Origin of the sequence: Nostoc sp., assembly GCF_036917375.1 — a bacterium.
GTDB lineage: Bacteria > Cyanobacteriota > Cyanobacteriia > Cyanobacteriales > Nostocaceae > Nostoc.
In genome coordinates this window covers 80,275-94,104 of sequence record NZ_JBALDN010000079.1, presented here as the reverse complement: position 1 = coordinate 94,104, position 13,830 = coordinate 80,275, and the positions used below count along the sequence as shown (strand labels likewise).

The window sequence follows — 13,830 nt, the reverse complement described above, 5'->3', positions numbered from 1 at the left end:
CGCTCAGTACAAGTTCGTAATTCGTAATTAATAATTCAGGTTCCATCTGATTTTTCAGACATAACGAATTATCTTTAAAAAACCTCCGCGTCCCTTTGCATTAACGCGTCCCTTTGCGTTAAAAAAAGCACGGAATTACTCACCATCATCAGAATTTTCCACGAATGAATATTTTGGATCGCCATAGTCGTAAGGAGGTCTGTTGACAACAGGAATCTCTTCAAAGTTATCTCGCGGAGGTGGTGAAGAAGTTGTCCATTCCAATCCTGTAGCGTGCCAGGGATTATCAACTGCTCTGGCTCCATACAGCCAAGAACCGACAATGTTAGCAATAAATGGCAGCGTAGATGCTCCCAGTAAGAACGATCCCAGGCTAGCGATAACATTCCAGCCTTGATACTGGGGATCGTAGGAGGAAATTCGGCGTAGCATCCCCTGCAAACCTAACGGATGCATAGAGAAAAAGGTGATATTGGCAGGAATAAAGGTCAACCAGAAATGCAGTTTACCCCAACCCTCGGCGTACATCCTGCCAGTTATTTTGGGAAACCAATAGTAAATTCCGGCAAAGATTGCCATTGTGATGGTATTAAAAACAATGTAGTGGAAGTGACCCACGACAAAGTAAGTATTATTGACATGGATATCAAATGGCGTGGCAGCAAGCATTACACCAGTGACACCGCCAAAAATAAACATCGCTGCACCTCCCATCGCAAACAGCATTGGTGTCTCTAGGTGCAACTTGCTTCTCCAGATTGTGGCAGTCCAAGCGAATGCCTTAACACCCGTGGGTATGGCAACTAACATTGAGGTGGCCATGAAGGTCATCCGCATCCAGCCGGGGGTTGCACTGGTGAACATGTGATGCGCCCAAACGAAGATGCTGACTACAGCAATACCTAAAGAAGCAAGAGCAACTGACCGATAGCCAAATAGAGGATTGCGAGAAAAGGCTGGCAGAACTTCCGCAATAATACCGAAGGCTGGTAGCGCCATGATATACACTGCGGGGTGAGAGTAGAACCAAAATAAATGTTGGTAAATGATCGGATCGCCACTTCCTTCCGGTTTAAAAAATTGTGTACCGAAGGAAAGGTCAAGCAACAGCAGTATCAATGCACCCGTCAAGGAAGGTAAGTTAATCAGCTGCAACAACTGGGCGCTAAAAACTGACCACACAAAGACCGGCATTCGGAAAAATGTCATCCCTGGCGATCGCATCCAAAAGATAGTAGTAACAAAGTTAACAGCCCCCATAATTGAAGAGATGCCGATTAATACTAGGCTAACTATCCAAATAAACTGACCGTTAATCAACTGATCGGCTGGAACTTGCAGACTAACTGGTGGATAAGACCACCAACCAGCTTGTGCAGTCCCGCTTGGTAGTAAGAAACTAGACAGTAGTAGAAGACCGGCTGGTGGCAAAATCCAAAAAGAGATGGCGTTGAGCAGAGGAAAAGCCATATCCCGCGCTCCAATCATCAATGGCACTAGGTAGTTAGAAAGACCTGCATTGAAGGGAATAATCCACAGGAAAATCATGATTGTCCCGTGCATGGTGAATAAACCATTGTAGAGGGGGCGGTCAACTAAATTTGCTTCCGGGGTGAGCAATTCAGCCCGGATAATCATCGCCAACAGCCCGCCAAGCAGAAAGAAAATGAAGGTCATCACCATGTACTGAACGCCGATTACCTTATGGTCAGTACTGAAGCTGAAATATTCTCGCCAATTATTCTCAGGTTCTCTATTGTTGGCTATAGCTTCACTCAAATCATGTGTCATTATTTATCTTCCTTTGATTCGCTACAGCAGGTTGAGCAGGTGCAACGGTGTACCACCCGCTTTTGAATAATGTTTTTGGTGGTTGAATATTTTCGGCAACTGCCTGATTTTTAGTATTTGTAGTTTCGCTAGACACTGTTTGCGCGAGCCACTGATTATACTTTTCAAGGGATTCAACGTATACATCTGCCTCCATCAAGGCAAAATAAGCACCACTGAATTGAGAATCTTTCAGTCGATATTTACCTGGGCGAATCGGTGTAATCACAATGTCGATGTTCCGCCCTGGAACAATATCCTGTTTTAAGCGAAACTCAGGAACGTAGAAGCCGTGGATTACTTTCTCTGCTTGCATATTTAAGCGAGTGCTGCGATTGATGGGCAAGTGTAATTCCTTACTGGTAAGATTATTTGGATAGTGGAAAGACCAATCCCATTGCCTAACGAAAACATCAATTGTTTCAGACGCAGGTTTGGGGACATCGCTAACGGTTGCGGCGTAGGCGGGTGCAGATTCTAGGGGCGCGTGCAAATGCACAATTTGGTTTAGACCGAGAATATTTAATTGCTGATAAATATTGAAGCTTTGAAAGGCAATCCATATTACTAACAAAGTTGGCGTCGCTGTCCACAATATTTCTAACTTTCCATTACCTCTAGAAGGGTGTCCCTCGCTGTAGTCTTCTGGGCGGGCACGATGGAAGGCGATCGCATACACGATAACACCAACCAGCCCCAGCAAGATAAATGCTCCAATTGAGACTAAAAAGCTAAATAAATCATCTACCCGTTGTGCTTCTGCTGTCGCCTGGGGAGGCATCCAAGAAAATGCCTGTTGTCCAATCCACCGACTGACAATTAGCAGCCCTGCTACATAAAAGGCTATTAGTACATATTCCCAAAAACTAAACATAATAATTTCATCTAAGAGTACTTCCTACTTGATTATTTGAGTAGTAAATTTGGGTTTTTACCTTCTTGGAGTAACTTCGCAGCAGTAACGTGAATTCCAAACTCTTCTCCCAATTGCGCCCCCAAAGTTCCGTGGACAAACAAGATGCCCAATATTGCAATACCTGCTAATAAGTAACTCCACTGCACCTGCCTAGAAGCATCCTTGCGCCAGCGATAACGTTGTAAACCTCTCCATACTGTCATGGCTGCGATCGCTCCCAACAGCAAAACGCCACCCAAACCATGCAAAAGCATTGTCCAACCAGCAGTTAACCCCCAAACGCTCTTTTGATCGATTGGTGGATTTGCTAGCAATAGCTCGAAAAAACCAGCTGCAACGGTGAAAAAGCTGATAAAAGCTGCTCCTATGAGGTTATACCAGCCGACATCAAAAAAACCAGAACGCAGGGTAGGTAAACCCAAAAATTTGAAGATTGGTTTTTCTAAAGCAAAAAGCGCTCCGGCAATATCAAAAATAATGGCAAGTATGAATAAACCTAATGTTAGATGCACCAGTTGCGGATGTATGGGAATCTCATAAGGTAATCCGTTAGCATTCAGCCTCAATCTCAACTGGTCAATCAGTTGCCAGTTCATGGCGCAACTCCCTGCTTCATCGCTTGCACAACTGGCTCGATGTGTAACCCGTACACCCAAACTAGCTTGCTTCCTAGATAGACTTGCAAGCACACTAAGCATACTAAAAACGTTGCAGCGCCCAAGTAAGCTGGCGGTACTTTCCGTGGGGTACGTTTGCGAATCACAAAACGCCAAGCTGTAATGCCAACAACAATAGCCGCCAGCGACCAACCCATCACCGTATGAAAATTCAGTGTTGGTTGGACTGCTGGGTAGATGTTCGCCAGACCTGCTTCAAACTGACCAAGGATCACCGCTAAAAAGATAGCTGCTGAGGCCACAAACATATTCCAGAAACTCACCTCAAACAACCGCACGTTACGGGTAAAATAACCCAGCACATCGCACACGAAAGAAAAAAGCACCATCGCGATTACGAAGTGAACAACGATCGGATGTAGAGGGTCAGGATATGGTAAATTTTGGTTATTCAGAGACAGAGCAGGCATCGCTTTCTCCTTCATGGGTCTAAATATATATGCGTTGCATGGAATTGCCATCCGCTTAACGCACCATTCATATTTTCCAGAATACTGTGCTAACGTCACAGATCGACCAATTAAAAAACATTGACAATTTCCGATGCGCTGCAATTTTTTAAGTAGCTTTTGAAATAAAAAAACAAATAATTACTATTTTTCAGTAATTATTTTTTCCAAAAGTCAAAACTCACTAAAACAAATACATTTCTGCTTGGTATCATATCTTGATTGGTATTTACAAAAAATAAAATTTTTATTTTTGATGAGATGAGGGATTGCTAATAGCAAATCAAATCAAACGCTTGAGAGGCGGCTCAAAAATATTTAACGTCTTATATGGTTCTCTTCTTTCGGTCATCTTAAATCTTAACTTGATTAACTCAAAAATTTACTTTAATCAATAATGAACTTGTTTTGAATATACCATAAATCTTTCTGGAGATTGATATAAGCTTGAAAATCACATTTTTACAAATCTTAAAAATAACAACATACGATTGTCACAGAAATGACAAAGGATTTCAATATTTTTTACTAAAAAATATGCTGGTTATCTTTCTCTAGATAGATTAGAAAAATACTAAAAATTTTTAAAATCATAAGAAAGTAAAACTTTTTTAATCCATATTTTCCTGATTTAAAATTAAACTTTTCAGGATAATATTACGCCCAAAAAGTAAAAATATCATGAAGGTCTTGCAAATATTGAGATATTCACAACGAATACAAGTTTTAAAAATATCGAAAGCATTATGAGCTATTCCCCTTACCTGCTCAAAGGTCAAAAAGCACTTGTGACGGGTGCTAGTTCTGGCATTGGTCAAGCGATCGCTCGTTATTTAGCTTTATCAGGTGCAGCAGTCGCGATCAACTATCATTCGGAAGCTGAATCAGCCCAAGAACTTGTTGATGAGATCAAAGCGGCTAATGGCGAAGCATTTGCTATTCAAGCTGATGTTAGCAAAGAAGACGAAATCAAGGCGATGTTTAGCCAGACAATCGAGCAATTTGGCACTATTGACATTTTGGTAAACAACGCAGGTCTTCAAAAAGATTCACCGTTTGTAGATATGACCCTCGATCAATGGAATAGAGTTATTGAGGTGAATCTGACAGGACAATTCTTATGTGCTAGAGAAGCTGCAAAGGAATTTCTACGTCGAGGTGTACAGCCGCATATTTCATCTGCCGCAGGTAAGATTATTTGTATAAGTTCAGTACATCAGGTAATTCCTTGGGCGGGTCATGTTAATTATGCTGCGAGTAAGGGCGGTATAAATATGATGATGCAAAGTATTGCTCAAGAACTTGCACCCCATAAAATTCGCGTTAATAGTATTGCCCCTGGTGCAATCAAAACCCCCATTAATAAATCAGCTTGGGATACTCCAGAGGCAGAAGCAAAGTTATTAAAACTGATTCCAGCAAAACGTGTGGGTGATGTAGAAGATATCGCTAAAGCAGCAGTTTGGTTAGCTTCCGATCACTCTGATTATGTCTATGGTACAACTCTATTTGTAGACGGTGGTATGACCTTGTATCCAGGTTTTGCAGACAATGGTTAATTGATAATGCCTACAAAAGTTAGTGTTAACCCTGGTTTGATAACAATCAGCGATTAATTTTGGCTGTAGGAGACGTTTTGGTACAATAGACCTCTTGCAAAAGTAATTTTTACAAGAGGCTGGGAAAAGGGGAAAGGTTAAAGGGAAAAGGTTTTTTATTATTCCTTTCCCCTTTCCCCCTTACCCTTTTCCCTACTTTTGCAAGAAGTCTAATGTCGAACCAACCCAATGGGAAGTTACCCATCTGGATGGTGAATTAGAAGTTTCTGGATAATTATTATTGACTCTTATGGCATCTGATTCATCTCATAAAACTATATTTGCAGCGATGGGCGCTAACCTAGCGATCGCTATTACTAAATTTATCGCCGCCTCTATTACTGGCAGTTCCGCCATGATATCTGAAGGGATTCATTCGGTGGTAGATACTGGCGATCAATTAGTACTTTTGCTGGGAATTCGGAGAAGCCAAAAGCCAGCAGACGATAGGCATCCCTTTGGTTACGGTCTAGAACTTTATTTCTGGACTTTTATCGTTGCTATCCTCATCTTTGCCCTTGGCGGCGGGATGTCAATTTATGAAGGAATCACTCATTTAATTCATCCCAGCCCTTTAGAAAACCCAATGTGGAATTATATTGTATTAGGTATTGCAATATTATTGGAGGGGTTTTCTTGGACTGTAGCTTTAAAAGAGTTTTTGCCGACTAAGGGTAAACAAAATTTCTGGCAAGCAATCAAAAACAGTAAAGATCCCACAGTATTTACAGTATTATTTGAAGATTCGGCGGCAATTTTAGGCTTATTCGTGGCCTTAATCGGAATCTTCTTAGGACATTTATTTAATAATGTTTATTTGGATGGCATTGCTTCGATTATTATTGGCATTATCTTGGCTATAGTGGCAGTGGTATTAGCCAGAGAAAGCAAAGGATTATTAGTTGGTGAAAGTGCCGATCCTCAAACTATAGCCAATATACGGTCTTTGTGCAAAACAGAACCAGGAGTGAAAGAAGTTATCCGGGTGCTAACAATGCAGCTTGCTCCCAAGGAAGTATTACTCAACTTAGAAATTCAATTTGCTCAAAATCTTACAGGTGAGGAAATAGCCTTAACTGTAGAAAGTTTAGAAGTAAAAATTCGCCAAAAGCATCCTGAAATCAAACAAATTTTTATTGAAGCAAAATCCTTAACTGCCGCTCGAAAATTTTCGCCAACTTCTCAATAAATTTTTAATCACATAAATATCAAACACAGCATTTTCCAAATGCACTCAAAGTTTATCGGCACAACAATGCAGTATGGTAAAGTTTATTAGTCAAGCAGAAGCTTTTGGATCGCCAGGTATTGAGCCGCGATGGACTCATGCGAATAAAGATGGAGTCGGAACAGCTTACTCTACCTCTAGTAACATTTGGTTTACTCTTTGGAGCGGTATTGTCACTGAAATCTACCATCCCACAGTAGACAAACCCCAAGTTCGGGATTTGCAGTATCTAATTTCTGATGGGAAAAGCTTTTTCCACGAAGAGAAACGCCATCTCGAATCCAAAGTGGAACCGATGTGGACTCATGGTTTAGGATACCGCATCACTAATTCCGATCCCCAAGGACGTTATGCCGTAATCAAAGAAGTGATTGCCGACCCGCATTTCCCCTGTATCTTACAGCACACCACATTAACCGGAGAGAGCGATTTTATTTCCCAACTTCAGTTATATGCTTTGTGTGCGCCGCATCTAGATGTTGAAGGTATGGGTAATAATGGTTACGCTGTAGAGGTTGCTGGACATCGTATTTTGATAGCCGAGAAACAAGGAACATGGCTAGCGCTGGGTGCAACAGTTCCCTTTAGCCGCCTTTCTTGTGGTTACGTTGGTGAAAGTGATGGTTGGACAGATTTAGCAGATAATTTCCAGATGGATTGGGAGTTTGATAATGCTGTAGATGGCAATCTTGCTTTGACTGGAAAACTAAATCTAGATCGCACTAAAGAGTTTACTTTAGGATTGGCGTTTGGTACAAATTTGCATAATGCAATTTCCACGCTATTTCAGTCGCTTAATATTCCTTTTGAGCAGCAGAAGCAGCAATACAACGAACAGTGGAAGCGATCGCGCCGCAATATCCGACCGCTAGAAGATGTTTCATACAATGATGGGAAGTTGTATCACAACAGCATTAGTTTGTTGTTAGCACATGAAGACAAAACTTATCCCGGTGCATTGATTGCATCCCTGGCGATTCCTTGGGGTGAAGCCAAAAACGACCAAGACCAAGGAGGATATCACCTTGTCTGGACGCGGGATATGATTAGCAGTGTATCAGGTTTAGTGGCTGCTGGGGAAACAGAAACAGCAGTGCGATCGCTAATTTATCTTGCAACCAGCCAGCAGGAAGATGGCGGTTTTGCCCAAAATTTCTGGGTTGATGGTAAACCTTACTGGCAAGGTATCCAGCTTGATGAGGTGGCATTTCCGATTCTTCTAGCATGGCTATTGCACCAGCAGAAGACTTGTTTAAAATTCGATATTTATCCGATGGTTTTGCGGGCGGCGGGTTATTTAATTCGTAACGGCCCGGCTACCCAACAAGAACGCTGGGAAGAAAACAGTGGTTATTCACCATCAACACTAGCATCCAATATTGCCGCCTTAATCTGTGCTGCTCAATTTGTTCGCAAACGTGGGGATGAAGCAACAGCAAAGTTTATCGAAGAATACGCAGATTTTTTAGAAGCTCATATCGAAGCTTGGACAGTAACTACTGAAGGAACTTTAGTTCCTGGGATCAAACGGCATTATATCCGAATTACTCCTTCAGATATTAATAATCCTCAAGCCGACGAAAATCCCAACCAAGGAACTGTCTTCATCAGCAATCACCCAGCTGGTGAACTCGCAGAATTTCCAGCTAAAGAAATTGTCGATGGCGGATTTCTGCAATTAGTACGCTATGGAATTCGGAAACCAGATGACCCGATTATTGTTGATTCTGTCAAAGTAATTGATGCAGTTTTAAAGGTAGATACACCTGTTGGGCCTTGTTGGCATCGTTACAACCACGACGGTTACGGCCAGCAAAAAGACGGCAGTCCTTATACTGGTTGGGGTAAGGGACGCGCTTGGCCTCTCTTGACAGGAGAACGAGGACATTATGAACTAGCTGCTGGCGGGGATGTCAAAACATATATCAAGGCGATGGAAGGATTTGCTTCAGACACTTGTTTGCTACCAGAACAGGTTTGGGATGAGGCAGATATCCCTGATATCTATATGTTTTTAGGAAAACCAACAGGTTCAGCGATGCCTTTAATGTGGGCACACGCAGAGTATATCAAGTTGCTACGGTCAACTGATGACGGACAGGTGTTTGATTTTATTCCAGAAGTGGCAAATCGCTATCTAGGCGAAAGAAAACAGTGTAAATCATTGGAAATTTGGAAGTTTAACCGACAAATCAGCCAAGTTAAAAAAGGTCAAACATTGCGAATTGACGCTTTAGCATCTTTTCAACTGCACTGGTCAGATGATAATTGGCAAACCACACAAGATACGCTTTCTACTTCTACAAAGTTAGGAGTGAATTTTGTAGATATTTCTGTTTCTGATAACCAGCAACAACCAATCAACTTTACCTTTTTCTGGATTGAAAGCAGTAAATGGGAACAAAGCAATTATACGGTTGCGGTTGATTAGTGCCAAGATGTTGGGGAAAGGTTAAAGGTTAAAGGGAAAGGGAAAATTCCATGCCTTTACCCTTTCCCCTTTCCCCTTTTCGCTTTTCCTACTTCTGCAAGCAGTCTGTAGTGATGGCAGCAGTTAACTGACAGTTCAGAACCGTTACTTTTATCTAATTGAATAGTAACGAAAGATTAAGCATAGCAAATGACTGTGCGCCATCACTCAAAGTAATCTTTCTTAAGGCAAATAGATAAAAGTGAAGCTAGGGAGTAAAATATTTGAATAAATTAAAACTGATTTAATTCAGAACAAATAATATGTTGAGTATACTTTGGGGTATTGTTGTTATACTGGTTGCTTTTTGGGCATTAGGACTGGCACTTCATATTGCCGGAAATCTCATTCATGCAGTGCTACTTATAGCCATTGGTCTTGCTATCTATAATTTTTTCAAAGCGCGTGATGTGTGAATAAATATAGCATTTCCTCATCATGGTGAATAGACTTCTTGGCATTTGTAGGGAAAAGGGTAAGGGGGAAAGGGGAAAGGAATAATAAAAAACCTTTTCCCTTTAACCTTTCCCCTTTTCCCGCCTCTTGTAAAAATTACTTTTGCAAGAGGTCTAATGATGTATTGCCAGGAGCATAATATAGCCAAAATACTTTTGTAAGGCGGGCAAGACTTCGGCTACGTTCAGTCGAATACTGCCCACCTCATAAGTAATTGGATTTTTATTTGCAAGTCCCTCTGAGAACTTTTAAACCAGTGCTGCCGTTGCTTTTAATCTAAAAATCTTCTCAATTACATCTTCTACTACTTTATCAGGCGTAGAAGCACCAGAAGTAATGCCTACAACAATTTCTCCATCAGGCAACCAGTTATCTGTAGTTATTAACTGCCCATTTAATTGCCGATGTTCAATAGAAGTTACTGATTTCAGGCGTTCAACAGTATCAATATGATAAGAAGGAATTCCTCGCTCAAAGGCAATTTGTTGCAACTGAGTAGTATTCGAGGAATTAAACCCACCAATTACTACCATCAAATCTAAATTATGTTCCACTAATTCCAGCATGGCATCTTGCCGTTCTTGAGTGGCATCACAAATGGTGTTGAAGCTTTGGAAATGCTGATTTAACTCAGTGGGGCCATACTTCTGTAACATAGTCCGCTCAAAAATCTTGCCGATTTGCTCAGTTTCGCCTTTAAGCATGGTAGTTTGGTTAGCAATGCCAACTCTTTCTAAATCGCGATCGGGGTCAAATCCTGCTGAACAAGCTTTCGCAAATTTTGTTAAAAATTCTTCACGGTTGCCACCATTGATAATATAGTCAGCAACATACTCTGCTTCTTGCAAATTCAACACAATTAAATACTTGCCGGCGAAAGAACTAGTCGCAACTGTTTCTTCGTGCTTATATTTTCCGTGAATTATTGATGTATAATCGATTTTTTTGTGCTTTTCTACTGTATTCCAAACTTTAGATACCCAAGGACAAGTTGTATCAACAATTTTGCAGCCTTTCTCGTGAAGTATCTGCATTTCTTGAACGCTAGCCCCAAAAGCGGGTAATATCACTACATCACCAATTCCAACAACAGAAAAGTCTTTATTCTTTCCTTCAATGGGGATGAATTCTACTTCCATCTCCTGCATCCGCTGATTTACAGAAGGGTTGTGGATAATCTCGTTAGTAATCCAGATGTGTTCTGTGGGGAAGTGCTGACGAGTTTCATAGGCCATAGCCACAGCCCGTTCTACGCCCCAGCAAAAGCCAAAGGCTTGTGCTAGTCGGATTGTCACATCACCCCGTTGCAAAGTGTAATTGCGATCGCGAATTTCTTGAATCAAGTTACTCTGATACTCAGATTGCAACTGGGTAGCAACTTCTGCTTGATGACCAAAGCCCTTGCGATTGTAATTTTCTGAATGTTGGAGGCTGCGCTTAAAAGCTTTTGTATCCATTAGATTTGTCTACTTAAACTCACTATTTCTTATTTTCTCGCGCCTAGACGCGATTAATACAGAGTTGTATTCAAAGATATTATCAGAGAGGGGCAAAGGGAAAAGGATTTAATGCCTTTACCCTTTACCCTTTAACCTTTTCCCCTCTTTTTCTTGCTGGGGTTTTAATTCAATCTCGCTATAAATCTGCAATGCAGAACGCCAAACCATATAGCCTTCAGGACTTAAGTGTAAGCCATCAGTAGTAAATTCGCGGCGGAGATTTCCTTCCTTGTTGGTAAACAGAGGATGTAAATCGAGGTATTTGACACCTTTTTTGGTAGATATCCTTTGCAGTTGCTGATTTAACTCGCGAATGCGACTATTGGCAACAGCCAGAAGTTTATCTCGTCCTTTCCAAGTTGCTGCTTCTGCCGCATGTGGCAAAATCGATTGGACAACAATTTGTGCTGTGGGATGCGTCTCTTGTAGGTAATTGATAATTTGTCGCTGATTATCTAAAATTTCTCCATTGCTCATTCCCCGAATTAGGTCATTAATACCAATCATCACAAAAATCACCTCTGGCTGGGTGCGGTCAAATATTTTTAATCTTTTTAATAGTCCATTGCTGGTTTCGCCAGAAATTCCTTGATTGAGCCAATTTTTACCTTCGGGTAATAACTCAGGAGGAAACCACAAACTTAGAGAATCTCCCGCCAGGATAGTTAAATGCGGAGGACGTTGGTCAGCGGCGACCTTGGCTTCTTGGTTGAGAATATTTATCCACTCTTGATAACTGAGTTGGTGACGGCGACCTAAATCAGGTGTAGCAATTTGCGGTGAATTATTCAGATTGATTGCCTGTGGGGATGCGATTATCCCAAAAAAAGCGGCCAATCTCTGCTGTTGCCAAATGAGCAGAATGACCGCCAACATTAGGATGCCGTTGGTTAACAGCGAGAAAAATGCCCAGATAGGAAAGGTTTTTGCAGATGTAGACACGACTAGCGAAATTTACCAATTATTTGAATCAAATTTTAACGCTAGCGATCGCAAATTACACAATCTTAAATTGGGCATTGGGGAAGCAACTCCTAACTCAGCACTCAGCACTCTCTACTGAGTAGGACGATCGCCAAACTCGGAGTTGTAACCTTCTTCGCCGTGTTCGTTGATATCCATACCTTGCAATTCAGCTTCCTCTTTGACTCGCAGCCCGACTGTAGCATCGATAACTTTGAGAATAATCCACGTACCAACACCTGCGATTACATAGGCAATGGCAATTGCTAATAGTTCAACTCCCAATTCACCAAAATTACCACGCAGTACTCCGTCTTTACCTCCTCCGTTGACTTGAGTAGTGGCAAAGATAGCCGTTAAAATTGCCCCCACTGTACCACCAACCCCATGCACGGGATAAGTATCTAAAGCATCGTCAACTTCTAGCTTGTGCTTGAAACTGATGGCATAGAAGCAAACAAAGGCGGTAATGAAACCAATTAAAATCGCTGATAGCGGTGTGACAAATCCGGCGGCGGGAGTAATACCTACCAAACCAGCTACGGCTCCTGTCGCTGCTCCCACGGCGGTTGGTTTACCCCGTAAAACACTCTCCAAAATTAGCCACATTAAAGCTGCTGCTGCTGCCGCTGTATTGGTAGCGACAAAGGCTGTTGTTGCCACATTTGTAACTAAGTTACCAGAGGTTCCACTAGCAACAGATAGGGCACTCCCAGCGTTAAAACCGAACCAACCAAACCACAGCAAGCCAGCACCCAATAAAATAAACGGAACGTTGTGGGGTGGGCTAAGGCGATCGGGATGGGTTTTGCGAGGGCCAAGGACGATCGCTGCTACCAAAGCTGAAACCCCAGAACTAATATGAACTACTGTGCCACCTGCAAAGTCTAGGGCACCCAATCCACCATACAAACCTAAAAATCCACCTTTTGCCCAGACCATGTGAGCCAAGGGAGCGTAAACAAAGGTTGACCACAGTAGAACAAACAGCGAATAGGCACGGAAACTCATCCGCTCAACGATCGCCCCAGAAATTAAGGCTGGGGTGATAATGGCAAACATGGCTTGGTAGATCGTGAATGCCTGATGGGGTATTGTTCCAGCATAAGAGACGACTTCCGGCGGGTTTGACCCTTTGAGGTAGTCGGTTACTTCTAATCCGACACCATTCAAACCCAGCCATTGCAATCCACCGATAAACGGTAAACCTGGCGCAAAGGAAAGACTATAGCCCCATAGAACCCAGGTAACTCCGACGATTGCCATTAACACAAAGCTCATCATCAATGTGTTTAGGACGTTGCGCGATCGCACAAATCCACCATAGAAAAACGCCAATCCTGGTGTCATCAGCAGCACAAGTGCTGCTGAAATCAGCATAAATGCTGTGTCTCCAGTATCAGCAGTAGGCGGGGCAGCAGTTGGGGTTTGGGCAAAAGCATTGCCCATCAACGGCCCTCCTAAAAATAGTAGGGTGATAGCTCCAATCATCACAACTTTCTTCAACACTTTTTTTTCTTCCTAAACACCAACAATTTGTATCCTTAACTACATTTGATTACTTTTTTTGACACATTTTTGTCTTGAAAGTTACTTAACCTGAATTTTCTTGAGATGTTAACAAAAATATAAACCTGATTTGTAGTTGCCAAGATTTAAATTAGCGTATAAACACGCAATCATTACATTGCATCTTTTTTTTTGAAGAATAGAAGAATAGTATTTTATTCAAACCGGGCAAAAT

General features: G+C 41.8%; 12 protein-coding genes. 5 read left to right on the top strand and 7 right to left on the bottom strand.

The genetic code is table 11. The features are described from left to right. Positions 1-135: 135 nt before the first annotated feature. The 4 genes from ctaD to V7K45_RS21050 are packed head-to-tail and all read right to left on the bottom strand — an operon-like array spanning position 136 to position 3,833. On the bottom strand, positions 136-1,791 hold the full coding sequence (ctaD, locus tag V7K45_RS21065; RefSeq protein ID WP_335006833.1) for a cytochrome c oxidase subunit I: 1,656 nt from the start codon (positions 1,789-1,791) through the stop codon (positions 136-138). Next, positions 1,781-2,704 (bottom strand): cytochrome c oxidase subunit II, encoded by a 924-nt coding sequence (locus tag V7K45_RS21060; protein WP_335006831.1) that lies wholly within the window; start codon positions 2,702-2,704, stop codon positions 1,781-1,783. Before V7K45_RS21060 ends, ctaD begins: the two co-directional genes overlap by 11 nt. 32 nt (positions 2,705-2,736) lie before the next feature. Then, positions 2,737-3,342: a DUF2231 domain-containing protein gene (locus tag V7K45_RS21055; RefSeq protein WP_335006829.1), complete on the bottom strand. Its 606-nt coding sequence runs from the start codon at positions 3,340-3,342 to the stop codon at positions 2,737-2,739. Then, the gene (locus V7K45_RS21050; RefSeq protein WP_335006827.1) at positions 3,339-3,833 is read right to left on the bottom strand and encodes a DUF2231 domain-containing protein; all 495 of its coding nucleotides are present in this window, start codon (positions 3,831-3,833) and stop codon (positions 3,339-3,341) included. Before V7K45_RS21050 ends, V7K45_RS21055 begins: the two co-directional genes overlap by 4 nt. Positions 3,834-4,618: 785 nt before the next feature. Between V7K45_RS21050 and V7K45_RS21045 the strand changes: the two genes are divergently transcribed. The 4 genes from V7K45_RS21045 (at position 4,619) to V7K45_RS21030 (ending at position 9,584) form a co-directional block, all read left to right on the top strand. Beyond that, positions 4,619-5,431 carry an SDR family oxidoreductase gene (locus V7K45_RS21045; protein WP_335006825.1) on the top strand — a complete coding sequence of 271 codons (813 nt, stop codon included), beginning with the start codon at positions 4,619-4,621 and terminating at the stop codon, positions 5,429-5,431. Positions 5,432-5,720: 289 nt separating this feature from the next. Continuing rightward, positions 5,721-6,659: a cation diffusion facilitator family transporter gene (locus V7K45_RS21040; protein ID WP_335006823.1), complete on the top strand. Its 939-nt coding sequence runs from the start codon at positions 5,721-5,723 to the stop codon at positions 6,657-6,659. A gap of 73 nt (positions 6,660-6,732) precedes the next feature. Further along, positions 6,733-9,129, top strand: coding sequence for a glycoside hydrolase family 15 protein (locus V7K45_RS21035; protein ID WP_335006821.1), 2,397 nt, complete (start codon positions 6,733-6,735; stop codon positions 9,127-9,129). 302 nt (positions 9,130-9,431) lie between these two features. Continuing rightward, positions 9,432-9,584 (top strand): lmo0937 family membrane protein, encoded by a 153-nt coding sequence (locus V7K45_RS21030; RefSeq protein WP_334841545.1) that lies wholly within the window; start codon positions 9,432-9,434, stop codon positions 9,582-9,584. A 288-nt stretch (positions 9,585-9,872) separates the two neighbouring features. Here the strand turns inward: V7K45_RS21030 and V7K45_RS21025 are convergent, their stop codons facing one another. Both V7K45_RS21025 and V7K45_RS21020 read right to left on the bottom strand, forming a co-directional pair. Further along, a complete protein-coding gene (locus V7K45_RS21025) occupies positions 9,873-11,081 on the bottom strand; it encodes a 4-hydroxy-3-methylbut-2-enyl diphosphate reductase (protein ID WP_335006819.1) in 1,209 nt (402 codons plus the stop codon). A gap of 117 nt (positions 11,082-11,198) precedes the next feature. Next, positions 11,199-12,065 carry an SGNH/GDSL hydrolase family protein gene (locus tag V7K45_RS21020; RefSeq protein ID WP_335006817.1) on the bottom strand — a complete coding sequence of 289 codons (867 nt, stop codon included), beginning with the start codon at positions 12,063-12,065 and terminating at the stop codon, positions 11,199-11,201. Here V7K45_RS21020 and V7K45_RS21015 point away from each other — a divergent pair. After that, entirely contained in the window at positions 11,986-12,186 is a 201-nt protein-coding gene (locus V7K45_RS21015) for a hypothetical protein (protein ID WP_335006894.1), read from the top strand. The two genes, V7K45_RS21020 and V7K45_RS21015, sit on opposite strands and share 80 nt — an antisense overlap. Here the strand turns inward: V7K45_RS21015 and V7K45_RS21010 are convergent. Continuing rightward, positions 12,180-13,577: an ammonium transporter gene (locus V7K45_RS21010; protein ID WP_442942025.1), complete on the bottom strand. Its 1,398-nt coding sequence runs from the start codon at positions 13,575-13,577 to the stop codon at positions 12,180-12,182. The genes V7K45_RS21015 and V7K45_RS21010 overlap by 7 nt on opposite strands. Between the last annotated feature and the right edge of the window lie 253 nt (positions 13,578-13,830).